This is a genomic window from Achromobacter kerstersii, assembly GCF_902859595.1.
In the GTDB taxonomy this organism is placed as follows: Bacteria; Pseudomonadota; Gammaproteobacteria; order Burkholderiales; family Burkholderiaceae_B; genus Achromobacter; species Achromobacter kerstersii.
The window spans coordinates 24,381-47,422 of record NZ_CADIJQ010000017.1; the positions used below are offsets into that span (position 1 = coordinate 24,381).

The 23,042-nt window shown below is 64.4% G+C and carries 20 protein-coding genes; 13 read left to right on the top strand and 7 right to left on the bottom strand.

Features of this window, described 5'->3' with window-relative positions; translation table 11 throughout:
* Positions 1-47: 47 nt before the first annotated feature.
* Positions 48-971: a UDP-3-O-acyl-N-acetylglucosamine deacetylase gene (lpxC, locus tag HV765_RS29810; RefSeq protein WP_054420456.1), complete on the top strand. Its 924-nt coding sequence runs from the start codon at positions 48-50 to the stop codon at positions 969-971.
* Positions 972-1,166: 195 nt separating this feature from the next.
* Here the strand turns inward: lpxC and HV765_RS29815 are convergent, their stop codons facing one another.
* Positions 1,167-1,574, bottom strand: a complete 408-nt coding sequence (locus HV765_RS29815; RefSeq protein ID WP_082386878.1) for a DciA family protein — start codon at positions 1,572-1,574, stop codon at positions 1,167-1,169.
* 128 nt (positions 1,575-1,702) lie between these two features.
* Here HV765_RS29815 and HV765_RS29820 point away from each other — a divergent pair, with 128 nt between their 5' ends.
* The 9 genes from HV765_RS29820 (at position 1,703) to HV765_RS29860 (ending at position 12,175) form a co-directional block, all read left to right on the top strand.
* The gene (locus HV765_RS29820; RefSeq protein ID WP_054420459.1) at positions 1,703-2,689 is read left to right on the top strand and encodes a M23 family metallopeptidase; all 987 of its coding nucleotides are present in this window, start codon (positions 1,703-1,705) and stop codon (positions 2,687-2,689) included.
* Between the two features lie 177 nt (positions 2,690-2,866).
* On the top strand, positions 2,867-5,602 hold the full coding sequence (gene secA / locus HV765_RS29825; protein ID WP_054420460.1) for a preprotein translocase subunit SecA: 2,736 nt from the start codon (positions 2,867-2,869) through the stop codon (positions 5,600-5,602).
* 15 nt (positions 5,603-5,617) lie between these two features.
* Positions 5,618-6,337, top strand: coding sequence for a VOC family protein (locus HV765_RS29830; protein WP_175171831.1), 720 nt, complete (start codon positions 5,618-5,620; stop codon positions 6,335-6,337).
* A gap of 154 nt (positions 6,338-6,491) precedes the next feature.
* The gene (locus tag HV765_RS29835) at positions 6,492-7,247 is read left to right on the top strand and encodes a GntR family transcriptional regulator (RefSeq protein WP_175171832.1); all 756 of its coding nucleotides are present in this window, start codon (positions 6,492-6,494) and stop codon (positions 7,245-7,247) included.
* Complete coding sequence (locus HV765_RS29840) at positions 7,244-8,230, top strand: tripartite tricarboxylate transporter substrate binding protein (protein ID WP_054420463.1); 987 nt, start codon at positions 7,244-7,246, stop codon at positions 8,228-8,230. Before HV765_RS29835 ends, HV765_RS29840 begins: the two co-directional genes overlap by 4 nt.
* A gap of 59 nt (positions 8,231-8,289) precedes the next feature.
* Positions 8,290-9,984 (top strand): thiamine pyrophosphate-binding protein, encoded by a 1,695-nt coding sequence (locus tag HV765_RS29845; protein ID WP_175171834.1) that lies wholly within the window; start codon positions 8,290-8,292, stop codon positions 9,982-9,984.
* A 168-nt stretch (positions 9,985-10,152) separates the two neighbouring features.
* Entirely contained in the window at positions 10,153-10,935 is a 783-nt protein-coding gene (locus HV765_RS29850) for an SDR family NAD(P)-dependent oxidoreductase (protein WP_054420466.1), read from the top strand.
* 9 nt (positions 10,936-10,944) lie between these two features.
* Complete coding sequence (locus HV765_RS29855) at positions 10,945-11,403, top strand: Lrp/AsnC family transcriptional regulator (protein WP_006226278.1); 459 nt, start codon at positions 10,945-10,947, stop codon at positions 11,401-11,403.
* Positions 11,404-11,563: 160 nt separating this feature from the next.
* Positions 11,564-12,175, top strand: a complete 612-nt coding sequence (locus tag HV765_RS29860) for a gamma-glutamylcyclotransferase (RefSeq protein ID WP_175171836.1) — start codon at positions 11,564-11,566, stop codon at positions 12,173-12,175.
* A 61-nt stretch (positions 12,176-12,236) separates the two neighbouring features.
* Here HV765_RS29860 and pagP read toward each other — a convergent pair whose 3' ends face one another.
* The 4 genes from pagP to HV765_RS29880 all read right to left on the bottom strand — a co-directional run bounded on the left by pagP (position 12,237) and on the right by HV765_RS29880 (position 16,099).
* Positions 12,237-12,791, bottom strand: a complete 555-nt coding sequence (gene pagP, locus HV765_RS29865; RefSeq protein ID WP_175171838.1) for a lipid IV(A) palmitoyltransferase PagP — start codon at positions 12,789-12,791, stop codon at positions 12,237-12,239.
* A gap of 160 nt (positions 12,792-12,951) precedes the next feature.
* Positions 12,952-14,424 carry a magnesium transporter gene (gene mgtE / locus HV765_RS29870; protein WP_054420471.1) on the bottom strand — a complete coding sequence of 491 codons (1,473 nt, stop codon included), beginning with the start codon at positions 14,422-14,424 and terminating at the stop codon, positions 12,952-12,954.
* Positions 14,425-14,434: 10 nt separating this feature from the next.
* Positions 14,435-14,845 carry an acyl-CoA thioesterase gene (locus tag HV765_RS29875; protein WP_054420472.1) on the bottom strand — a complete coding sequence of 137 codons (411 nt, stop codon included), beginning with the start codon at positions 14,843-14,845 and terminating at the stop codon, positions 14,435-14,437.
* Positions 14,846-14,950: 105 nt separating this feature from the next.
* Positions 14,951-16,099: a YeiH family protein gene (locus HV765_RS29880; protein WP_254600772.1), complete on the bottom strand. Its 1,149-nt coding sequence runs from the start codon at positions 16,097-16,099 to the stop codon at positions 14,951-14,953.
* 114 nt (positions 16,100-16,213) lie between these two features.
* On the opposite strand from HV765_RS29880, the gene HV765_RS29885 reads away from it, so the two are divergent.
* Positions 16,214-17,107 carry a LysR family transcriptional regulator gene (locus HV765_RS29885; protein WP_054420473.1) on the top strand — a complete coding sequence of 298 codons (894 nt, stop codon included), beginning with the start codon at positions 16,214-16,216 and terminating at the stop codon, positions 17,105-17,107.
* 28 nt (positions 17,108-17,135) lie between these two features.
* Here the strand turns inward: HV765_RS29885 and HV765_RS29890 are convergent, their stop codons facing one another.
* On the bottom strand, positions 17,136-18,332 hold the full coding sequence (locus HV765_RS29890) for a M20 aminoacylase family protein (protein ID WP_175171839.1): 1,197 nt from the start codon (positions 18,330-18,332) through the stop codon (positions 17,136-17,138).
* Positions 18,333-18,408: 76 nt separating this feature from the next.
* On the opposite strand from HV765_RS29890, the gene HV765_RS29895 reads away from it, so the two are divergent.
* Positions 18,409-20,112, top strand: a complete 1,704-nt coding sequence (locus HV765_RS29895) for an AMP-binding protein (RefSeq protein WP_175171841.1) — start codon at positions 18,409-18,411, stop codon at positions 20,110-20,112.
* Between the two features lie 6 nt (positions 20,113-20,118).
* On the opposite strand, the gene HV765_RS29900 is transcribed toward HV765_RS29895, so the two are convergent.
* Entirely contained in the window at positions 20,119-21,006 is an 888-nt protein-coding gene (locus tag HV765_RS29900; protein ID WP_054420479.1) for an inositol monophosphatase family protein, read from the bottom strand.
* Between the two features lie 144 nt (positions 21,007-21,150).
* Between HV765_RS29900 and mnmC the strand changes: the two genes are divergently transcribed.
* Positions 21,151-23,019, top strand: coding sequence for a bifunctional tRNA (5-methylaminomethyl-2-thiouridine)(34)-methyltransferase MnmC2/FAD-dependent 5-carboxymethylaminomethyl-2-thiouridine(34) oxidoreductase MnmC1 (mnmC, locus tag HV765_RS29905; RefSeq protein WP_175171843.1), 1,869 nt, complete (start codon positions 21,151-21,153; stop codon positions 23,017-23,019).
* Positions 23,020-23,042: the final 23 nt, after the last annotated feature.

Here is a 23,042-nt window from a genome sequence, read left to right on the forward strand (position 1 = left end):
TCTGTTCTCTTCGTGCCGGCTTCTTGGCTCCAAAGCACCTAAGTCTCATGTTCCGACAACGCAGCATTCAGAATCTAGTCCGCACGACAGGCGTCGGCGTCCACTCCGGACGGCGGGTAGAACTCACCCTGCGTCCGGCACAACCCAATACCGGTATTGTTTTCCACCGCGTGGACCTGCCCGAGGTCGTAGACCTGCCCGCGCAGGCCACTGGCGTGGGCGATACGCGCATGGCGTCCGTCCTCCAACAGGGCAACGTCCGCGTCTCCACGGTGGAGCATCTCATGTCGGCATTGGCCGGCCTGGGTATCGACAACCTGCATATCGACCTCACTGCCGAAGAAGTCCCCATCATGGACGGCAGTGCGGCTACGTTTGTTTATCTGTTGCGCTCGGCGGGCATCGTCGAGCAGAACGCGCCCAAGCAATTCATCCGCGTCAAAAAGACGGTGGAAGTGCGCGAAGGCGAAGGCCGCAACGAGAAATGGGCCCGCCTGGAACCCCACGAGGGTTACGCGCTGGCGTTCTCGATCGACTTCCGCCACCCCGCCATTGATTCCACGGCCAATTTCGCCGAGATCGATTTCGCCACGCACTCGTATGTGCGCGAGATCGCCCGTGCGCGCACTTTCGGTTTCGTGAACGAAGTGGAAGCGCTGCGCTCGATGGGCCTGGCCCGCGGCGGCAGCCTGGACAACGCGATCGTCATGGACGAATACCGCGTGCTGAACAGCGACGGCCTGCGCTACGACGACGAATTCGTGAAGCACAAGATCCTGGACGCCATTGGCGACTTGTATCTGCTGGGCAAACCCTTGGTGGCGCGCTATGTGGCGTGCAAGTCGGGCCACGGCCTGAACAACCAGCTGGCCCGTGCGCTGCTTGCTCAGCAAGACGCCTGGGAACTGGTCACCTATGAATCGCAGGCTGAAGCGCCGCAGGCCTTCCGCCACGAATGGAAGCTGGCATAACGCCGCTTTCTGATCGGGCCTGAACCGGGGAGTGTCCCCGGTATCCTCATCAGGCCCCTGCTTAAGGATGGCGCTGGCCGCCATCCCTTAGCGCAAAGACCGCCATCCGGTTGCAAACCATCGGGTCTAAACCCCCCAGAACTTGGTTTCGCTTCGTTTCCGGGCGCCCCAGGCGCCGGACAGGGCCGGATAGCTTCAGCTACTCTTGTGATGCTTCAAGAGCTTGGCGACTGCGTCTGCCAACGGGCCGGGACGCAGCGTGTCATGTAGCGATTTGAACGCGCCCAGCGCGGTGTCTCCCAGCGGTTGCGCCTCTTTGGGGGGCAGCGGCTGACGGGCGCCGGGCTTCGGTAAACCCGCTTGTACCTTGACGGCAATTTCGTTAAGGTTCCAGCCTTGGTCGGCCAGGGCGCGCGCCACGCGCGGCGCCAATTGCCGCATCTTGGCGGCATGAGCGGCGCTGGGCACCACCAGATGCAGGCACTGGTTTTCCAGCTTGCCGACCTGGCAGACAGCACCTAGCGGGGCGGGCAGAACCGCCGCCACCGCATACTGAATTTGCAAGTGCTTGCGGGCAGTCGCCAACACTCCGGCGCCCCGCATGTCATGACCCAGCCATCCCAGAGCGGTATTTTCTTTCCGCCGGCTGGCACTGGAACGTTGACGGTATGAAGTGGGTCTATTCATCCCGGCTATAAAGATTTAGGAAGCACACCTTGAAAATCGTGATTATGCACGCCCGCGACGGGCGGGACGGGCATTTCACCCTGGGAGGAGCGCGACTGGCGTTGTTTCTCGGGGCCGCGCTCGTGACGGCAGCCATCTTTGGCGCCGCGCTACAACGATACCTTACTCCCATGCTGCCGGCGGTTCAGACCGTGGGGTGGCCGCTGGCCACTCAGCCGGGCCGGGACACTGATTTCCTACGCGGAAACATGAACTTGCTGGCCGCCAAGGTCGGCGCGTTGCAGGCCAAGCTGGTCAGCATCGACGGCCTGGGCCAGCGCGTGGCGAAAGTGGCCGGCGTGGCTTACACGGACCCGGAGCTGGCCAAGCAATTGGCCGTGGCCCAACCCGAAGCGCTGACGCAGCCCGAAGCCACGCAGGTCATGGATGACCTGTTCACCGACCATCCCCCGCCCAGCGCGGCGTCGGCCGAAGCCTTGGGCCGCCAGCTGGACGAAATCCAGGCGCGGCTTGCCCAGCAGTCCGACAACCTGAAGCTGCTGGATGCGGCGCTGACCAAGCGGTCGGCGGACCAGGCCCGCATGCCGACCGCGATGCCGATTACCGATTACCCCTATCTGAGCTCGTCTTACGGCTGGCGCCGCAACCCCGTGACGGGGCGCACGGCCATGCATGAAGGGCTGGATTTCGCGGCCCCGTCGGGGACGCCGATTCTGGCGGCCTCTGGGGGCGTGGTGCTGGAAGCCAAGTTCCAGCCCGGCTTTGGCAACATGGTCGAGATCGACCATGGTGATGGTTTGATCACGCGTTACGCACATGCGTCATCGCTGATGGTCAAGCAAGGGCAGCTTGTCGAGCGTGGCCAGCAAGTGGCTCGCGTGGGCAGTTCGGGGCGGTCTACCGGCCCGCATTTGCACTTTGAAGTCCGCCTTGCCGGACAGCCGCTGGACCCCCGATTGTTCCTGGGTTCGCAGCAACCCGCGCCGCCCGCGGTGGCGCAGGCAACGACAAATGAACCTGCGGCGCGCTGACCGGTCCAACAGGACAATGAAAGCACCCTGGTCATAGATCCAGGCTATTACGCTCCAGGTGCGTTAAACTGGTTCGTTTCCCAGCGGACCCCCGCTCAACCAATAACATCAAAAGTCACGGGCGACGCTGCCCAGGCCTTATGCAGGCGCGGCGTGGTACGTGCGGCCGACATACGCATGGTTTCTCTGCTCAAAAAACTCATAGGTAGCCGCAATGACCGGCTGCTTAAGCAGTATCGCAAGCTGGTAACCCAGATCAATGGGCAAGAGCCCAAGATTTCCGCGCTTTCCGATGCGGAGCTGGCGGCCAAGACCGACGAATTCCGATCCCGATACGCTCAGGGGACTTCCCTGGACGACCTGCTGCCCGAAGCCTTCGCCGTGGTTCGCGAAGCCGGCAAGCGGGTATTCGGTATGCGCCACTTCGACTCTCAGTTGCTGGGCGGCATTGCGCTGCACAGCGGCAAGATCGCCGAAATGCGCACGGGGGAAGGCAAGACGCTGATGGCGACGCTGCCCGTTTACCTGAACGCGGTCGCCGGCAAGGGCGTCCACGTCGTGACGGTGAACGACTATCTGGCCCGCCGTGATGCGGAATGGATGGGGCGCCTGTACCACTTCCTGGGCATGACCACGGGCGTGGTGGTGCCGCAGCAGCCGAACGAAGAAAAGAAGGCCGCGTACGCTGCCGACATCACGTACGGCACCAACAACGAATTCGGCTTCGACTACCTGCGCGACAACATGGAATACCGTGTTGAGGACCGCCGCCAGCGCGTGCTGTTCTACGCCATCGTCGACGAAGTGGACTCGATCCTGATCGACGAAGCCCGTACGCCGCTGATCATCTCCGGCCAGGCCGAAGATCACACCGAGCTCTACATCCGCATGAACGCGGTGCCGCCGCTGCTCAAGCGCATGGCCACCGAGCCCAAGCCGCAGGAGCCGGAACCCGAAGGTGATTACTGGGTCGACGAAAAGAGCCAGCAGGTCTATCTGTCGGAAGCCGGCCACGAGAACGCCGAAGCCATTCTGGCCCGCCTGGGCATCTTGCCCGAAGGCGAGTCGCTGTACGACCCGCGCCACATTGCGCTGATGCACCACCTGATGGTGGCTCTGCGCGCCAACAACCTGTTCTTCCGCGACCAGCAGTACGTCGTGCAAGACGGTGAAGTGGTGATCGTCGACGAATTCACGGGCCGCCTGATGGTGGGCCGCCGTTGGTCCGATGGCCTGCACCAGGCCGTCGAAGCCAAGGAAGGCGTGAAGATCCAGCACGAGAACCAGACGCTGGCGTCGATTACGTTCCAGAACTACTTCCGCATGTACGAAAAGCTGTCCGGCATGACCGGTACGGCCGACACGGAAGCGTACGAATTCCAGGAAATCTACGGGCTTGAAACGGTCATCATCCCGACCAACAAGCCCATGATCCGTAAGGATCAGAACGACCAGGTCTTCAAGACCGATCCGGAAAAGTACAACGCAATCCTGGAAGACATCCGCGATTGCCACGAGCGCGGCCAGCCCGTGCTGGTGGGTACTACCAGCATCGAAAACTCCGAGCTGCTGTCGGGCCTGCTGAAAAAGGCCAAGCTGCCGCACGAAGTGCTGAACGCCAAGCAGCACGCCCGTGAAGCCGAGATCGTTGCCGAAGCCGGCAAGCCGGGCCACATCACCATTGCCACCAACATGGCCGGTCGCGGTACCGACATCGTGCTGGGCGGCAGTGTGGATAAGCAGGTTGACCTGATCCGCGCCGACGAATCGCTGTCGGAAGCCGAAAAGAACGCACGCATCGAACAGGTGCGCGCGGAATGGAAGCCGCTGAACGAGCAGGTCAAGGCCGCTGGCGGCCTGCGCATCATCGGCACCGAGCGCCACGAATCGCGCCGTATCGACAACCAGCTGCGTGGCCGCGCCGGCCGCCAAGGTGACCCGGGCTCGTCCCGTTTCTACCTGTCGCTGGAAGATTCCCTGATGCGCATCTTCGCGGGCGACCGCGTGCGCGCCATCATGGAGCGCCTGAAGCTGCCCGAGGGGGAACCCATCGAAGCAGGCATGGTGACGCGTTCGATCGAAACCGCGCAGCGCAAGGTGGAAGGCCGCAACTTCGACATCCGCAAGCAATTGCTGGAATACGACGACGTGGCCAACGACCAGCGCAAGGTGCTGTATTCGCAGCGTAACGACGTGCTGGAAGCTGCCAGCGTCAGTGAAACGGTGAACAACCTGCGCGACGCCGCCGTGGTTGAGATGTTCAACACCTACGTGCCGCCGGAATCTGTGGAAGAGCAGTGGGACATCCCGGCCCTGCAAAAGGCCCTGGAAGCTGATTGGCACCTGCATCTGCCGCTGACCGAAATGCTGGAAAAAGAAACCAGCCTGACGGACGAAGAGCTGCGCGAACGCGTGGTCAACGCCGCGCGCGAGGCCTACCAGGCCAAGGTCGATCAAGTCGGCACGGAGTCGTGGTCGCAGTTCGAGCGTTCGATCATGCTGCAAGCGATCGACACGCACTGGCGCGAGCACCTGTCGTCGCTGGATTACCTGCGCCAGGGCATCCATCTGCGCGGCTATGCGCAGAAGAACCCCAAGCAGGAATACAAGCGCGAAGCCTTTGAACTGTTCTCGGGCATGCTGGACCGCATCCGCGACGACGTGGTTCGCGTGTTGATGACCGTGCGTGTGCAGTCGTCGGAACAGGTTGAACAAGCCGAAGCCGAAGCCGCGCAATCGCATGTGCAAAACGTGCAGTACCACCACTCTGATTACGACGAAGCATTGGCCCAGACGGAATCGGATGATGGTGCGCAGCCCGTGCGCAATGCGCTGCCCAAGGTCGGCCGCAACGATCCGTGCCCGTGCGGCAGCGGCAAGAAGTACAAGCAGTGCCACGGCAAGCTCGTCTGATCAGGAAATAACGCCATGCTGCATTCTGTCGGCCACACCGAATTCGACCACGCCGTCGTCATGGTGCGTGACCGGCTGGATGCGCTGGCGCCGCACTTCGAGCGCCAGGGCTTTCACCTGAGCGACAAGGCGGTGCACAACCTGGGCTCGTGCAATCGATTGATCGTGCTGGAAGGCACGTATGTTGAATTGCTGGGCTGGCCGGAAGGCGCGCCGCCGGCTCGCAAGGAAATCGCTGATTCTCCGTTCGGGCTGGAAGCGCTGGTGTTTCGCACCTATGACGCCGACGCCACGTATGAACGGCTGAAGGCGGCGGGGTTCGCCGTGAATCCGGTGCAGGAACTGACGCGCCCCGCGATGCTGGACGGCCAGGAAGTGCAGGCCCGTTTTCATACCGTGCGTTTTGCCGAGCAGCCCTTGCCCGGCATTCGCATGTATTTCTGCCGCCATCTGACGCCCGAGTGCGTCTGGTCTCCTGAATTGATGGCGCACCCGAACGGCGCACGCAGTCTGTTGCGTATCGACGCCCGCGCGGCGGATGCCCGTGCCGTGGCCGAGCGTCTGGCACTGGTGGCGGACGTTACCGCCGAAGCCGCCTCGGGCGGCTGGGACGTGCCGCTGGCCAATCTGCGTATTCACGTGCAGCAAGACGCAACGGCGGTTACGCCGGTGCTGTCCACGCTGACGCTGGAAAACCGCGACGGCGCCCACTACACGCTGGATACCGGCCTGTAAGAACCGCATCCTGCGGTTATCCATCCCCGTTTTAATTTCCATTCCGGTCAGGGATGCGCGCCTTTTGCCGTGCGCATTTCCGGGCAAACCCTGGTTGCGAAGCAAAGTGTATGCACTTTAGTATGCACTTCATCCCCCTTCGCCAGCCGCCCTGATGACCCATCCCCCTTCAGCCATCCGACCCGCTGCCCGGACGTCCGCCGGACAGGCGGAGCTGTATGGCGCCGTCAAGGCGATGGCGGTTCGGTTTGATTTCAAGCCGGGCGAACGCATCAACGAAGTTGAGCTGGCGCGCCGCTTGAATGTCAGCCGCACGCCGTTGCGTGAAGTGCTGAATCAATTGATGGTTGAAGGCTTTCTGACCCGCTCGGTGAACCGCGGTTTTATCGCCCGGCTGCTGGACGCCAAGCAGATCCATAGCCTGTATGAATACCGCGCGGTGCTGGAGGCCGGCATTGTGCGCGCGGCGTGCGAGCGCGCCAGCGACGAAGAACTGGCCGGCCTGCGCGCGTTCGTGGAACGGTCGCGCGATGTGCCCGAAGACAGCGACGCCACGCGCTTGTTGGAGCTGGACGAAGCGTTCCACCTGCATCTGGCGCGCCTGTCGCGCAACGAAGAATTCGTGCGCGCCCTGGAAAGCGTCAATGCCCGCATCCATTTCGTGCGCTGGATTGACATGCAGCAGGGCCGCCGCAGCCATACCCAAGGTGAACATCTGCGCATCGTGCAGGCGCTGGAACAGCGGGATGCCGATGGGCTGGCCGGGCTGATGAGCACGCATATCGGCCGGCGGCTGGACCAGATCACCGACGTCATACGCACCGGCTTTTCAACGATTTACATGCGGGACCAGGCCGAACCCGCCGCGGCAGCGCCGGCCAACACCACAACAGCAGGGGAAAAAAAATGACTCATACGATGAAGCGGATTGCAGCGAGCTTATGCGCGCTGGCCGCGGTGGGGGGCGCCATGATCGCCGCGCCCGCCGCCGCCGAAGAACGGCCATTGATCCTGGTCGTGCCGTACCCGCCGGGCGGCAGCACGGACATTTTGGCGCGCATCTTGCAGCCGCGTTTGTCGCAGCAATTGGGCGGACGCGCCGTTGTCGTGGAAAACCGCCCGGGCGCCGCCAGCCAGATCGCAACGGCTTTTGTGGCCCGCGCGGAGCCCGATGGCAACACCTTGCTGGTCAGCTTCGACAACCACGGCATCAACCCCGCCGTGAAGCCCAAGCTGCCCTACGACACGTTCAAGGACTTCGTCGCCATTTCGCAGACCGTGCGCTTTCCGCTGGTGATCGGCGCAAACCCGAACGTGCCTGGGGATAACTTGAAGGAGTTCCTGGCGGCAGCCGCCAAGGAATCGCCCAACAAATTCAACTACGCCTCAACCGGTGTCGGTTCGCTGAACCACCTGGCGCCGGAAGAGCTCAAGCGCCTGTCGAAGGTGGAGCTGTTGCACGTGCCGTATGGCGGCGGGGGGCCGGCCATTCAGGCGGTGGTGGGCGGTCAGGCCAACATGACGTGGCTGAGCTTTGCGGCGCTGCGTGGCCAGATTCAAGGCGGCAAGATCAAGCCGCTGGCTGTGGCGGGCGAAAAGCGCCTGCCCGAATTGCCGAATGTGCCAACCGTGATCGAGTCCGGCTTCCCCGGCTTTGTCGCCTATTCGTGGAGCGGCATGTTCGCGCCGAAGGGCACGCCGGAAGCCACGGTGAAGAAGCTGACGGCGGACTTCAAGGCGGTGCTGGCCGACCCGGAAATCAAGAAGAAGGTCACGGAAGCGGGCTTCGAGATCGTGGCGTCCGACGGCCCTGCGCTGGATGCGTACGTGAAGTCCGAGTACGACCGCTGGAGCGCCTTCATCAAGAGCAGCAACATCAATCTGGATAACTGAGCGGTGGCTGGCCGGACGGCTTGCCGTTCGGCCCCAACCGCGAAACACGTGGAGATGACATGGAAAATTTGACCGGCGCCGAAGCCATGGTGCGGATGCTGCAGCACAACGACGTCAAACATATTTTTGGCCTGTGCGGCGACACCAGCCTGCCGTTCTACGACGCGCTGTACCGCCTGGACCACGGCATGCAGCACATCCTGACGCGCGATGAGCGCAGCGCGGGCTATATGGCGGACGCCTATGCGCGCGTGACCGGCAAGGTCGGCGTGTGCGAAGGCCCCAGCGGCGGCGGCGCAACGTATCTGCTGCCCGGCTTGGTGGAAGCCAATGAATCGTCCATTCCCGTGCTGGGCATTACGTCGGACGTGGCGGTGGGCTCGCGTGGCAAGTACCCGCTGACGGAACTTGACCAGGAAGCCTTGTATCGCCCGCTGACGAAGTGGAACCGCACGATTGATCGCGCTGACCAGATTCCGGGCATGGTGCGGGCGGCGTTCCGCGCTATGACGACCGGCAAGCCGGGCGCCGCGCACCTGTGCTTTCCGTATGACGTGATGAAGCAGCAAGTGGATGCGTCGGACATTTGGGCGCAGCCCGAGCACGGCCAATTCCCGTCCATGCGCTTTGCGCCGGACCCGGCTGACGTGGCCCGCGCCGCGCAGCGCCTGATCGGCGCGCGTGCGCCGGTGATCATTTGCGGCGGTGGCGTAGTCATTGCCGGCGCCAGCGGCGCCTTGCAGGAACTGGCGGAAACGCTGAAGGCGGCGGTCTGCGTCACGGTCAGCGGGCAGGGCAGCCTGGCCGACACGCACCCGCTGAACGCAGGCGTGGTGGGTTCGAACGGCGGCGTGATGGCCACGCGTGACGTGGTGGCCGCCGCCGACGTGGTGCTGTTCGTGGGTTGCCGCGCGGGGTCGACGTCGACCGAGCACTGGCGCTTCCCGAACCGCGACGTGCCGATCCTGCACATCGATATCGACCCGATGGTGATCGGCGCCAACTACCTGACCGAAGTGGGTCTGGTGGGCGACGCCAAGCTGGCGCTGGAAGCACTGGGCGCCGAAGTGCAAGCGCGTCTGGCGCATCGCAACGCCGACGCGGTTGACGGCGCGGTGCTGGCTGGCCGCGCCAAGGCGGCCCGGCTCGCGCAACTAGAGCCGCTGGCCAACAGCCTGGAAGCGCCGATCCGCCCCGAGCGCGTCGTGCAATCGCTGAACCGCCTGCTGCCCGATGACGCCATCGTGTGTGCGGACCCCGGCACGCCTTGCCCGTATTTTTCGGCTTACTACGACGTGTCGCGCCCCGGCCGTCACTTCATCACCAACCGCGCGCACGGGGCGCTGGGCTTCTCGATGTCGGCGGCGCTGGGCGCCTGGGTTGGCCGGCCGCAGTCCAAGTGCGTGTCCGTGATGGGTGATGGCAGCTTCGGTTTCACCGTGGGCGAATTGGAAACCATCGTGCGTCACAAGGCGCCGCTCTTGATGATCGTGTTTTCGAACTCGGTCTACGGCTGGATCAAGGCCAGCCAGAAGGCGGGCTACGACCAGCGCTACTACAGCGTGGACTTCAACCGCACCGACCATGCCCGCATCGCCGAGGCTTATGGCGTGAAGGCGTGGCGCGTGGAAGATCCGTCCAAGCTGGACGCCGCGATCAAGGCCGCCATGGAGCACGACGGCCCGGCGCTGATCGACGTGGTGGCGCAGCCGTTGCAAGACGCCGCGGCGCCGGTCAGCCAGTGGATGGGCTGATGCGGCACTGCGTGGATGCGGCAGCGGTAGCGCAGTGATGCGGCATCAACGCATAAAGGGGCCCTTCGGGGCCCCTTTTTTTTGTGCCGGAGCGCGGCGCGCGCTCCTATACTGATCCGCTTCGGCGCGCAGGCGCGTGGTCTGCGGCACATCACAGGGGAATCGGGCATGGACTTGGGGATCAGGGGCAAGACGGCTTTGGTGTTTGGCGGCAGCCGTGGCATGGGCCGGGCGTGCGCCCTGCAACTGGCGCGGGAAGGCGTGGCGGTCACCATCGCGGCCCGCAATCCGCAGACGCTTGAGCAAGCCGCAGCCGAGATCTCGCACGAAACCGGCATCGGCGTGGGCTGGGTATCGGCCGATCTGACGCAAGCCGCCGGGCGCGATGCGGCAATGGCCGCGTGCCCGCACCCAGACATCCTGATCAACAATGCCGATGGCCCGATGCCGGGCGATTTTCGGGACTGGACGCGAGAAGACTGGATCGCGTCGCTGGACGCGATGATGCTCGGGCCGATCGACATGATCCGCCGCGTGGTCGACGGCATGATCGAGCGGCGCTTTGGCCGCATCGTGAATATCGTGTCGCGCAGCGTGAAGGCGCCGCATGCGGAGCTCGGCCTGTCCAACGGCGCGCGCTCGGGCCTGATCGGCTTTGTGGGCGGGCTGGCGCGCCAGACCGTGCGCCACAACGTCACCATCAACAACCTGCTGCCGGGGGCGTTTGCGACCGATGCGCAGGTGCGGCATATCCAGGGCATGCTGGAGCAGTCCGGCGGCAAGACCTTCGACCAGCTCTGGGACGAGCGCGGCCGCGCCAACCCCGCCGGGCGCTACGGACAGCCCGAAGAAATGGGCGCCCTGTGTGCGTACATCTGCTCGGCGCACTCCGGCTACATGACCGCGCAAAACATCTTGATCGACGGCGGCGGCTACCCCGGCACGTACTGAGGATTCCCCATGGACCAGACAGACATCAAGATCCTGGCCTTGCTGCAAAAGGACGCCACCTGTTCGGTTGCTGAAATCGCCGAGCAGGTGAACCTGTCCGTCACGCCATGCTGGCGCCGCATCCAGAAGCTCAAGGACGATGGCGTTATCGCGCGCAACGCCATCCTGCTGGACCCCCGGGCGCTGGGGCTGAACCTGACGGTCTTCGTGTCCATCAAGACCAGCCAGCACAACGAGAAATGGACGCAGAGCCTGATCAACGCGGTCATGGCGCTGCCCAACGTGGTGGAGTTTCATCGCATGGCGGGCGATATCGACTACCTGCTCAAGGTGGTCGTGGAAGACATGGCGGCGTATGACCGCTTTTACCGCCGGCTGATCGGCGCGGTGGATCTGCTGGATGTCAGCGCCAGCTTCTCCATGGAGATCATCAAAAGCACGACGGAATTGCCGTTGGACGCGGTGTAGCGGCCGGCGCGCAATTTTTTTTCTTGTGCGAGGGCTGCGGCGGATGCAAATTTCTTTCGGCGTGTTGCACAAGGCCCATCTCGCAATTCTTTTGCGCGGTGCTCGGCGTAGGATATCGCTCATTCCTGCTAGGGAATGAATCGGGATATCAGAGGACCCTATGTCGTTGGCAGTACCCGCCGGCTGTGCCGGTTTGGCCAAATCGCGGCAAGCGCTATCGGTGGACGACTTGTTGGCCGGCTGGAACGGCGTCGACGATTTATGGGTGTTCGCCTATGGGTCCCTGATCTGGCATCCCGGCTTTGCCTGGCTCGAGCGCCGGCTGGCCACGGTGCGCGGCTATCACCGTTCTTTGTGCCTGTGGTCTCACGACCATCGCGGCTCGCCCGATAACCCAGGCCTCGTGTTTGGCTTGAACCGGGGCGGTTGCTGCCGTGGCGTGGCGTATCAGATTGCGGCGGCTGACGTGCGCGACGTGTTCCAGGCGCTCTGGCGCCGCGAGATGGTGACGGGCGCCTACACCCCCCGTTGGCTCACGTGCCACACCGAAGCCGCACCCGTGCGCGGGCTGGTCTTCCTGCTGAACCGGGCTTGCGATGAATACGCCGCTGACCTGAGCGACGACCGCCTGCTCGCGTGCATACGCAACGCCGTCGGGCATTCCGGGCCGTGCCTGGATTACGTGGTGGAGACCGAGCGTGCGCTGCGCGCGCACGGCATTGACGATTGGCGGCTGGGCGATCTGGTCCGCAAGCTGGGCCACGCCTTCTGACGATTGGGCCTGCGCTTGAACGGTGCCAGCGGCCAAATGTTCTGACGTTCGGCCCTGCGCTTTAGAAGTGCCAGCGGCCGAACATGTACAGCACGTTGCCCGCGCCGGATGCGCCGGGAATGTAGGTGGCGTAGAACATGGCGTCTTTGTAGCCCGCGCCCACCAGCGGCAGGATGCCGGGGAACGGCACGTAGCTCATGATGTCGTGCCGCGCGGTAAGAAACACCGTGTAGCCCGCGCCCAGGCGGAAGTTCTCGCTGACTTGTCCGATCTTCAGGAAGCCGTAGCCGGCAATCGGTTCGACCTTGCTGTGCGAATCCAGGAACGCCATGGCGTACAGGCCCTGCCAGTCGCCGTCTTCGTCGTAGATGCTGCGGCCATAGCCGCCGCCCCACGCCAGTTCGTTGAAGCTGTCGATTTTCTCTTTGCTGTACATGGCGCGGTTGTGCCAGGCGTAGCCGGAAACGTAGAGGTCGTGGCCGCCTTCGGTCCAGATCTGGTCCAGGCGATTACAAGCGGACTGGGCCCAAGAGGGCAAATTTTCACAAGCTTGAGCGGTGGCGGCTAAAGTCGAGAGCAGCAGGCAAAGGATCGCTGCCCGGATGTTGGCGGTCATTACGGGAACTAAGGGATGAAGATGACAATTCCATGACTTTACATGGAGTCACGGGCATATCCCTGTCAGACCGCTGTCATGAAACGACGTTCGAATGCATCTGCCCGCTGAAAGCGGGCAGATGGCAAACATAGATTAAGAATTCTCTGTGGCGGTCAAGCTACAGCAGGAACAGCGTGGCCAGACCCAGGAAGATGAAGAAGCCAAGCGAGTCGGTGGCGAACGTCAGCAGTACCGACGAACCCATCGCAGGGTCTTTACCGAAGCGGGCGCGCAGCATCGGCACCAGCACGCCGACGGACGCGCCGACCAGCATATTGCAGATCATCGCCGCCATCATGACGAGTGCGATCGAGATCGAATGCGAGATCACCCACGCGAACAGGGCGGCCACCAGGCTGCCGCACAAGCCCACCAGCAAGGTCACAAACAGCTCGCGCTTGACCAGCTGCCACAGGTTGCGTCCGGTGATCCGGCCCATGGCCAGCGCCCGGATGATCAGCGTCATGGTCTGGTTGCCGGAGTTGCCGCCAATGCCGGCCACGATGGACATCAGGAAGGCCAGGATGACGATCTGGCTGACCGTGCCTTCGAATTGGGATGCCACGAAAGACGCCGTGGCGGCGGTACAGAGGTTGAACAGCAGCCAGGGGGCGCGGTTGCGCAAGGCGGTGCTGACGGGGGCAAAGATGTCTTCTTCTTGCAGACCCGCGCGCGACAGCGCCTGTTCTTGCGAGTCTTCACGCATCACGTCCACCACGTCGGCGATGGTGACGCGGCCGATCAGGCGGCCCTGGTCGTCCATCACGGGGGCGGACACCAAGTCGTAACGTTCAAAGGCGCCGGCGGCGTCAGCGTCGGAATCCAGCGGGTTCAGCGCCAGGAAATCCGAATTCATGACGGCGCGCACCTCGGTTTCGGGTTCGCTGACCAACAGGCGCGACAGCGGCAGAATGCCTTGCAGCTTGTCCTGGCGGTCCACCACGAAAATCTGGTCGGTGTGGTCGGGCAGCTCGTGCAGGCGGCGCAGATAGCGCAGCACCACTTCCAGCGTGACGTCTTCACGCACCCGGACCATTTCGAAGTCCATGATCGCGCCCACGCTGTCTTCCGGATAGCCCATGGCTTCCAGCAGCTGTGCGCGTTCTTCTTCGGTCAGGCCCTTTTGCACTTCCGCCACCACGTCGGGCGGCAGGTCGGGCGCCAGGTCGGCCAGCTCGTCGGCGTCCATGTTGCCGGTGGCGGCGACCAGGTCTTGCCGGTCCATCGCTTCAATCAGCGATTCCCGCACCCAGTCTTCGACTTCCAGCAGCACGTCGGCGTCGTGCTCGGGGCTGACCAGCTTCCAGATGGCCTGGCGTTCGTCCTTGGGCAGCGATTCCAGGATGAAGGCGATATCGGCCGGATGCAGGCCGTCGAGCAGCGTCTTGAGTTCGGCCTCGTGCTGGCGGTGCACCAGGTCTTCGACCAGCGTGGCCTTGGCGTCGCCTTCTTCTTGGCGATGCACCAGATCGGCCACCAATTGCTGGCGGCGCAGGCGTTCCTGCACTTCGGCCAGGGCGATCTGTGCGTCTTCCGGGTCGAGGCGGCGGGGCGTCGCGGGCGGTTTCTGCGCGGCGGCGGACTGCGTCATGCGTTACGGCTCAAAGAGTGGGGAGGGGGCGGCTGCGCCGCGCTTCGTCGGTGGCGACGTATGTCAGGGTGGCCTCGGTGACCTTGACGACTTCGGCGTCCAGGCGCTGGCGTTCCGCGTAGACCTCGACCGACACCGTGATCGACGTCTTGCCGGTCTTGACGATGGCGGCGTAGAAGCTGAGGAGGTCGCCCACGAACACGGGCTCTTTGAACTGAAAGGCGTTGACCGCGACGGTGGCCACGCGGCCAGCGGCGCGGCGGGCCGCTGGAATGGAGCCGGCGATGTCGACTTGGGACATGATCCAGCCGCCAAACACGTCCCCGTGGATATTTGCGTCGGCCGGCATCGGCATGACGCGCAATACCGCGTCGCGATCGGCGGGCAAGGTCGTAAACGGGGATTTGTTGCTGGAGGTCATGCGGCCGACTCCACTGCTAGGGAACCAGCCGATTATGCAGGAAAAAAGCGACTGCGGCGTGCATGGACGAACGGCCGCCGCGCTTTGCAGCGGCGGCCGCGCGGATCAGGTGGCCAATTTGACGATGCCGTAGCCGCCAACCAACAGCCACGCGTACAGGATCAGGCCCAGGGCCATCACGCGGGGGCCGGCTTTCTTGATCTGGGCAAAGCGGGTTTCGATGCCCAGCGCCGTCATGGCCATGGTCAGCGCAAAGACATCCAGGCGGCGGATGGCGGCGATGGCGTCGGCGGGAATGATGTCCAGCGAATTGATAATGGCCAACACCAGGAAGCCGACCGCGAACCAGGGAATGGGCAGTTTGGCGCCCTTGGCCTGGCCGCCCGCCTGGCTGGCGGCGCTGCGCAGGTACATGCCCAGCACCAGCAGCACCGGCACCAGCAGCGCCACGCGGGTCATCTTGACGATGGTGGCGACTTCGGTGGTGGCGGGATCGATATTGCTGGCCGCGCCGACAACCTGCGCCACTTCATGGATGGTGCCGCCGATATAGATGCCCAGCGCCTGGGTATCCAGGTTGAGCCAGCCTGCGTGATAGAGGATGGGGTACAGGAACATGGACAGCGTGCCGAACAGCACCACGGTGGCCACGGCCACGGCGCTCTTGTGCGGGGCGGCGCGCAAGGTCGGTTCGAACGCCAGCACGGCGGCCGCGCCGCAGATGGCGCTGCCCGCCGCAGTCAGCATGGCCGTGTCGCGATCCAGGCCCAGCATGCGCTGGCCGACCACGGTGCCAATCAACAGGGTGCCCAGCACCACGGCCACAGAGACCGCCAGCCCCGGCAAGCCCACGGCCGCGATCTGCTGGATGCTGATGTTCAAACCGTAGAAAGCGACGGCGATGCGCAGCAGGCGCCGCGCGGTGAAGTTCACGCCCACGCCCCAATCCGCCGGCATGGTGCCGCGCAGGAAGTTGCCATACAGCATGCCGCAGACAATGCCGACCACCAGCGGCGAAAAGCCCAGCTGGCGAATGGCGGGCAGGTCCGCCAGCTGCATGACGGCCGCAGCCATCAGGCCGACGAACAGCACGCCGTTGAGTTTGTCGCGCCAAGGGGTGGCGGTGGGGGCGCCAGCCGTTGCTGCGGCAGCCGATGCTGCGGCAGCCGATGCTGCGGCGGCCGATGCCGAGGCTGCGGGCGCCCCAGCTGTCGAAGCGGGAAGCGGTACTGCGGTGCTGGTGGTGGTGCTCATGGTGGCCCTTTGGGCATATCTAAATAACTTCCCGAAATATTAGATGTGCCACTACTATTTGAAAAATCTTTATTTTGAATATGTAATATCGGAAATTCTGATAATTAACTGCCTATGACCCCTGATCAATTGCTGACCTTCGCCTGCGTTGCCGATACCGGCAACATCAGCCGCGCCGCGCAAGTGCTGCATTTGTCACAGCCCGCTGTGTCGGGCCAACTGCGCATGCTGCAAGAATGGTTTGGCGAACCGCTCTACCGCCGCAGCGGCCACGGCATTGCATTGACCGAGGCTGGCGAACGGCTGGCCGAGCAGGCCCGGCAACTGCGGCAGGTGTATCGGCAGGCGCAGGCGGTGCGGGAATCGTGGCGCGGCCTGGAAACCGGCGCGCTGCGGTTAGGCGCCAGCACCACGCCCGCCAGCTATCTGTTGCCGCGCCTGGTCGCCGATTTCCGCCACAACTTTCCCGCGGTCAGCCTGCACCTGTCAGATGGCAACACGCGCGAAATCGTCGAGCGGCTGCCCGCGCTGGATCTGGCGTTTATTGAAGGGGATGTGCCCACGGGCCTGCCGGCGGATACCGCGGTGCACGCTTGGCGGCAGGACGAAGTCGTGGCGATCGTGCGGGCGGATCACGCGTTGGCCAGCAAGGGCGCGGTGACATTGCGCGACCTGGCCGCGTCGCCGCTAGTGATGCGCGAACCCGGCTCCGGCGTGCGCCGTCTGGTCGAACGCGCGTTTGCGGATGCCGGGCTGGCGCCGTCGGTGGGGCTTGAGCTGGCGGGGGTGGAAGGGGTGAAGCAGGCGGTGCGCGCGGGGCTGGGGGTGGGCTTTGTATCCGTCATGTCGATGCGGCATGAGGACGGTGCGCTGGCGGCATTGCGCTTGTTGCCCAAGCCGCTGACGCGCACGCTGAGCATTCTGGTGCCGCATGCGGATGCCGCGGCCCGCGCCGCCGAACGCTTTTTGGCGATGTGCCTGGCGGTCGGGGCGGCGGAGGGCGGGTAGGGCGCGTAAAGGGTAGGGCGCGTAAAGCTCAGGCCTTGGCCAGACGCTTCAACGCCAATTGGACCCAGTACGTGCCGCCCAGCGGCAGCAGGTCGTCGTTGAAGTCGTAGCTGCCGTTGTGCAGCATGCAGGGGCCCAGGCCGTGGCCGCTGTCGCGGTGTTCGCCCGTGCCGTTGCCGATCCAGACATAGCAGCCCGGCAGTTCCTGCAGCATGAACGCGAAGTCTTCCGCGCCCATCGTGGGCTGCACATGGTCGTTGACGTTGGCCTCGCCCACGATGTCGCGCATCACATCGGCGCAGAACGCCGCTTCTTCAGCGTGGTTGATGGTGGGCGGGTAATTGCGCTGGAACGTGAATTGCACGTCGCAATCCATGGCGGCGCAGGTGTGGCGCGTGATCTCTTCCATACGGCGTTCGATCAGGTCCAGCACGTCCAGCGTGAAGGTGCGCACCGTGCCGCGCAATTCGGCGTGATTGGGCACGACGTTGTCGGCGCTGCCGGCGTGAATCTGCGTGATGCTGAGCACCGCCGCGTCCAGCGGATTGCGGTTGCGCGTGATGATGGTCTGCAGCGACTGCGCCAGCTGCACGGCCGCCATGACCGGGTCGATGCCCAGGTTGGGCATGCCAGCGTGCGTGCCCTTGCCCTTCACGATGATCGAAAACTCGTTGCTGGACGCCATGATGGGGCCGGGCGTCACGCCGAATTGGCCGGTTTTCATGCCGGGCCAGTTGTGCATGCCAAACACCGCTTCCATCGGGAAACGCTTGAACAAACCGTCGTCGATCATGCGCTTGGCGCCGCCACCGCCTTCTTCGGCGGGCTGGAAAATCACGTAGACGATGCCAGCAAAATCACGATGTTGCGACAGATATTGCGCCGCAGCCAGCAGCATGGCGGTGTGGCCGTCGTGGCCGCACGCGTGCATCTTGCCTTCGTTCTGGCTGGCGTGCGCAAAGGTGTTGACCTCTTGCATGGGCAACGCGTCCATGTCGGCGCGCAGGCCCACGGCGCGTTCGCCCGGCTGATTGCCGCGAATGACGCCAACGACGCCCGTGCCGCCCAAACCGCGGTCGACCTCGATGCCCCATTCTTCAAGCTTGGCCGCGACCACATCAGCGGTGCGGAATTCTTCGAATGCCAGTTCAGGATGCGCGTGGATGTCGCGTCGGATCTTGGAAATGTCTTGATGCCAGGCGACGATGGGTTCGAGCAGTTTCATGGGGAAAGTCAGGCGGAATTGGGGAACGCAACAAGGTTATCATCAATCAAAAATCTATTTAATGGAGACAAATACCATGACGCGTCCGTGGCTTGCCCATTACCCGAAGGGGGTTCCGGCGGAGATCTCCACTGAGGGTTATTCCTCGTTGGCCGACCTGCTTGACCGGGCCTGCAAACAATATGCGTCGCGCATCGCCTGCACGGCGATGGGCAGCGACATCACCTATGCGCAGCTGGATCAATATGCGCGCGGCTTCGCAGGCTGGCTGCAAAGCCTGGGCCTGCCCAAGGGCGCGCGCGTGGCGCTGATGATGCCAAACGTGCCGGCGTATCTGGTCGGCATGCTGGGCACGTTGCGCGCCGGGCTGGTCGTGGTGAACGTGAACCCGCTGTACACCGCAGACGAACTCGAGCGCCAGCTGCAAGACAGCGGCGCATCCGTCATCCTGATTCTTGAGAACTTTGCCAATACCTTGCAGGCGGTGAAGAACCGCGGCCAGCTCAAGCACATCGTGGTAACCGGCCCGGGTGATTTGCTGGGCGGGCTGAAGGCGCCTCTCGTCAACTTTGTGGCCCGCCACATCAAGAAGATCGTCAAGCCCTGGCGCATCGACGGCGCACACAATTTGCCGGCCGTGCTGCGTGATGGCGCGCGTGCGCCGTTCACGCCACCCGCCTTGTCGATGGACGATGTGGCGGTGCTGCAATACACCGGCGGCACGACGGGCGTGCCCAAGGGCGCGATGCTGTCGCACCGCAATCTGGCGGCCAACGTGTTGCAGACGGAAGCCGTGGCGCAGCCCGTGGTGCACGATCTGGCGCACACGCAGCTCACCATCATCAGCGCACTGCCGCTGTACCACGTGTTTGCCATGACGGTATGCGGCCTGTACGGCCTGCACGCGGGCATGCGCAACGTGCTCATCATCAACCCGCGCGATCAGCCGTCGCTGATCAATGCGTGGCGCAAGGTGCCGATCAATCTGTTCCCGGGCGTCAACACGCTGTTTAACGCGCTGGCCCATAACGAAGACTTCGCGAAGCTGGATTTTTCGGCGTTGCGACTGACCTTGGGCGGCGGCATGGCGGTGCAGCAGTCGGTGGCGGAGCGTTGGCTGAAGATTACCGGCCGGCCGCTGATTGAAGGCTATGGCTTGTCCGAGACCTCGCCCGTGGCCACGGTGAACCCCACCGACGCCACCGCGTATTCAGGCTCGATCGGCTTGCCGCTGCCTTCCACCGATGTGGCCATTCTTGATGACGCCGGCCATGAAGTGCCGCTGGGCGAGCGCGGTGAAGTGGGCATACGCGGGCCGCAGGTGATGCTGGGGTACTGGCAGAAGCCCGAAGAAACGCGGCAATCGATGACGGCCGATGGCTACTTCCGTACGGGCGACATCGGCATCATGGACGCGCAAGGCTACACGCGCATCGTCGACCGCAAGAAAGACATGATTGCGGTGTCCGGGTTCAAGGTCTATCCGAATGAAGTCGAGGCCGTCGTGGCGCAAATGCCGGGTGTTCTGGAGTGCGCCGCCATCGGCGTGCCAGACGAGCACTCGGGTGAAGCCGTGAAGGTGTTTGTCGTGAAGAAGGATGCGTCGTTGACCGAGGCCCAGGTGCAGGACTGGTGCCGCGAAAAGCTCACGGGCTACAAGCGCCCGCGCTTCGTGGAATTCCGCGAAGAATTGCCCAAGAGCAACGTGGGCAAGATCCTGCGCCGCGAACTGCGTCCCGACGCGCCGGCCAAGGCGCCCCAGGACGCTGCGGCCGCCTGACGGGCCTTATGCCGCGTCAGACGGCGGGTTGTCCAGGTGCGGGGCGACCATGTCATGCAGGGCGCGTTCGATAGCGGGGTTGCCCGCTACGACGCGTCCGCCGATCGGCCAGGGGTCAAGTTTGTGCATGTCTGTGCAGGTGCCGCCCGCTTCGCGCAAGATCAGCGTGCCAGCGGCCACATCCCACGGCGCCAGGCCCATTTCCCAATACCCGTCGTAACGGCCGCAGGCGGTCCACGCCAGGTCCAGCGCGGCCGCGCCCATGCGGCGCACGCCGCGCGCACGCTTGATGGCGTCGTTCAGCATGGGCATGTATTGGTCGGCGAACGAAAAGTCGCGGAAGGGGAAACCGGTGGCCAGCACCGAATCTTCAATCGTCTGCGTGCGCGAACACTTGATGCGCCGGCCGTTCAGCCAGGCGCCCATGCCATACACCGCGGTGAACAGCTCTTCGCGGTTGGGGTCGTACACCACGCCGATGACGGGGGTGTCTTCCTTTAGCGTTTCCGTGGCCGACACCGCCGTGCCTGCGTGGGCGATCAACGCAATCGATACGGCATAGTGCGGGATGTCGTGCAGAAAGTTGGTGGTGCCATCCAGCGGGTCGATGTACCAGGTGGCGATGCCTTGTGGCTTGCCGCCCGTTTCTTCGGCGACGATGCCGAACTTGGGCGTTCGCGTTTGCAGCTCCTGGATAATCACGGCTTCGGCCTCGCGGTCCGCTTGGGACACGAGATCGTTGCGCGCCTTGCGGTCGATCACGAGATCGGCGCGATGGTGCGCGTAGGATTGCAGAATGGCCGCGCCAGCATGCGCCGCCGTGACTGCCGCATCGATCGCGGCGCACAGGTCGATGGGCTGGGCCAGTGAGCGGGGCTGATCATAGGTATCCATGTAAACCAGTGTAAGCCCAGCAATGCGTCAAACCCGTGGCAGTGGCGCGAAAGGCGGATACCGCGTGGCGTCCAGCCAACGCCCGCGCGGGCGCCGATCGATCATTCGCGCTTGTCTCAACTCTGATTATTTCCTCGGAATTCCATGTCCTCGTCTTATCTGCCCCTGACCCCCGCCGTGACGGACATCAATGCCGACGGCACGCTGTTCAGCCCCTTGTATGACGATGTGTATCACTCGCCGTCGGGGGCGTTGGGGCAGGCGGAACATGTGTTTCTGCAAGGCAACGGCCTGCCCGAGCGCTGGCGGGGGCGCGACGGGTTTACCGTGTGCGAGACAGGGTTCGGCCTGGGGCTGAACTTTCTGGCGCTGTGGAACGCCTGGCGCAATGACCCGCAGCGGCCTGCCGCCCTGCATATGGTGTCGATGGAGGCGCATCCCTTCACACGCGCGAACCTGGTGGCGCAGTTGGCGCGGTATGCGCCCGCGCCGCTGGCGGAGCTGGCGCAAGCGCTGTCGGCGCAATGGCCGGCGTTGCTGCCTGGCCTGCACCGGCTGGAGTTCGAAAATGGGGCGGTCACGCTGACCCTGGGTTTTGGCGACGCGCAGGGGTTGGCGCGGCGCTTGAACGCGCGGGTGGATGCCTTTTTTCTGGATGGCTTCGCGCCCGAACGTAATCCCCGAATGTGGGCCACGCCGCTGTTGCGCGATCTTGCCAAGCTGGCGGCGCCCGGGGCAACGGTTGCCACCTGGGTCTGCACGGGCGAGTTGCGGCATGCCTTGCAGGGCGCCGGATTCGACGTGGCGTGCGCGCCGGGGTATGGCGGCAAGGGGCACATGACCGTGGGCACGGTTCGCACGCCGGGCTGCGCGGCAGCGGCCTTGCGCGCGACAGTCAGGCATGCCGTGGTGGTGGGGGCGGGGCTGGCGGGTGCGGGCATGGCGCAGTCGCTGGCGGGGCGGGGATGGCGCGTCACCGTGCTGGATGCCGGCCGGGCGCTGGGCGCGCCCGCGCATGGGGGGCACGTGGCGGCGGCGCTGACCCCCGTGATTGCGCGTGACGACAACGCCCGGGCGCGGCTGTCGCGCGCAGGCAGCCAGCGCGCCGAGGCCCGCTGGCTAGGGCTGGCCCATGGCGCCGCGCCGCGTGTCTGCGGCACCGTCCAGGTCGAGCGCGATGCGGGCAAGTCCGCAGCGCTGGCCGGCACCTTGGAAACGCTGGCGTTTCCGTCTGATTGGGTACGCATGGTGGACCGCGACGAGGCCAGCGCGTTGGCAGGTCTGCCGCTGGCGCGTGGCGGCGTGTTCTTTGCGCAGGGGATGCTGGTGCAGCCGAATCGTCTGATCGATGCGCTGCTGCAAACGCCGGGTGTGACGGTCGTGCCCGCCAAGGCAGCGCGGTTGGAACCGGTTGGGCAGGGCTGGCGCGTGCTGGATGAGCAGGGCCTGGAAATCGAGCATGCCGAAACCGTCATCCTGGCCAACGCCTTTGGCGCGCAGGGGGTACTGGCCGACAGCGGTCTGCTCGACCCCTTGCCGCGCATTGCGCAAATGCATGCGCTGGCGGGCGAAGTCACCCTGGTGCCCGCGGCCTCGCTTGCCGGCGGCCCGCGTTGCATTGTGGGGGGCGAGGGCTATCTGCTGCCCGATGTGGGCGCGGGTTGCGTGGTGGGCAGCACGTACATGCACGGCGCCACGCAGACGCAGGTCAGTGCGGAAGGCCAGCGCGTCACGCTGGACAAGGCGGCCGGCCTGCTGAGTGGTCACTTTCCGGACTTTGATGCCTTGGTGCCGGGGACGTTGCCGGGCTGGGCCGGATGGCGCGCGGTGTTGCCGGGGCGCTTGCCTGCCGTGGGCGAGTTGCCGCATGCTAAGGGCGTGTGGCTGGCCGTCGGCTATGCCTCGCGAGGGCTGTCTTGGTCGGCATTGATGGGTGACGAGATTGCCGCTCGGCTGACAGGCGAGCCCGGTTTGCTGGAATCCGATCTGGCCCAACTTGTTTCACCGCGATGAAAAAAAGTCGGGAGCTTGAGGAG

Excerpts from the sequence above, each read along its gene's own strand:
- lpxC (WP_054420456.1), top strand. The coding sequence starts at position 48 with ATGTTCCGACAACGCAGCATTCAGAATCTAGTCCGCACGACAGGCGTC.
- HV765_RS29815 (WP_082386878.1), bottom strand. The coding sequence starts at position 1,574 with ATGCGGGGCGCCGGAGTGTTGGCGACTGCCCGCAAGCACTTGCAAATT.
- HV765_RS29820 (WP_054420459.1), top strand. The coding sequence starts at position 1,703 with ATGCACGCCCGCGACGGGCGGGACGGGCATTTCACCCTGGGAGGAGCG.
- secA (WP_054420460.1), top strand. The coding sequence starts at position 2,867 with ATGGTTTCTCTGCTCAAAAAACTCATAGGTAGCCGCAATGACCGGCTG.
- HV765_RS29830 (WP_175171831.1), top strand. The coding sequence starts at position 5,618 with ATGCTGCATTCTGTCGGCCACACCGAATTCGACCACGCCGTCGTCATG.
- HV765_RS29835 (WP_175171832.1), top strand. The coding sequence starts at position 6,492 with ATGACCCATCCCCCTTCAGCCATCCGACCCGCTGCCCGGACGTCCGCC.
- HV765_RS29840 (WP_054420463.1), top strand. The coding sequence starts at position 7,244 with ATGACTCATACGATGAAGCGGATTGCAGCGAGCTTATGCGCGCTGGCC.
- HV765_RS29845 (WP_175171834.1), top strand. The coding sequence starts at position 8,290 with ATGGAAAATTTGACCGGCGCCGAAGCCATGGTGCGGATGCTGCAGCAC.
- HV765_RS29850 (WP_054420466.1), top strand. The coding sequence starts at position 10,153 with ATGGACTTGGGGATCAGGGGCAAGACGGCTTTGGTGTTTGGCGGCAGC.
- HV765_RS29855 (WP_006226278.1), top strand. The coding sequence starts at position 10,945 with ATGGACCAGACAGACATCAAGATCCTGGCCTTGCTGCAAAAGGACGCC.
- HV765_RS29860 (WP_175171836.1), top strand. The coding sequence starts at position 11,564 with ATGTCGTTGGCAGTACCCGCCGGCTGTGCCGGTTTGGCCAAATCGCGG.
- pagP (WP_175171838.1), bottom strand. The coding sequence starts at position 12,791 with ATGACCGCCAACATCCGGGCAGCGATCCTTTGCCTGCTGCTCTCGACT.
- mgtE (WP_054420471.1), bottom strand. The coding sequence starts at position 14,424 with ATGACGCAGTCCGCCGCCGCGCAGAAACCGCCCGCGACGCCCCGCCGC.
- HV765_RS29875 (WP_054420472.1), bottom strand. The coding sequence starts at position 14,845 with ATGACCTCCAGCAACAAATCCCCGTTTACGACCTTGCCCGCCGATCGC.
- HV765_RS29880 (WP_254600772.1), bottom strand. The coding sequence starts at position 16,099 with ATGAGCACCACCACCAGCACCGCAGTACCGCTTCCCGCTTCGACAGCT.
- HV765_RS29885 (WP_054420473.1), top strand. The coding sequence starts at position 16,214 with ATGACCCCTGATCAATTGCTGACCTTCGCCTGCGTTGCCGATACCGGC.
- HV765_RS29890 (WP_175171839.1), bottom strand. The coding sequence starts at position 18,332 with ATGAAACTGCTCGAACCCATCGTCGCCTGGCATCAAGACATTTCCAAG.
- HV765_RS29895 (WP_175171841.1), top strand. The coding sequence starts at position 18,409 with ATGACGCGTCCGTGGCTTGCCCATTACCCGAAGGGGGTTCCGGCGGAG.
- HV765_RS29900 (WP_054420479.1), bottom strand. The coding sequence starts at position 21,006 with ATGGATACCTATGATCAGCCCCGCTCACTGGCCCAGCCCATCGACCTG.
- mnmC (WP_175171843.1), top strand. The coding sequence starts at position 21,151 with ATGTCCTCGTCTTATCTGCCCCTGACCCCCGCCGTGACGGACATCAAT.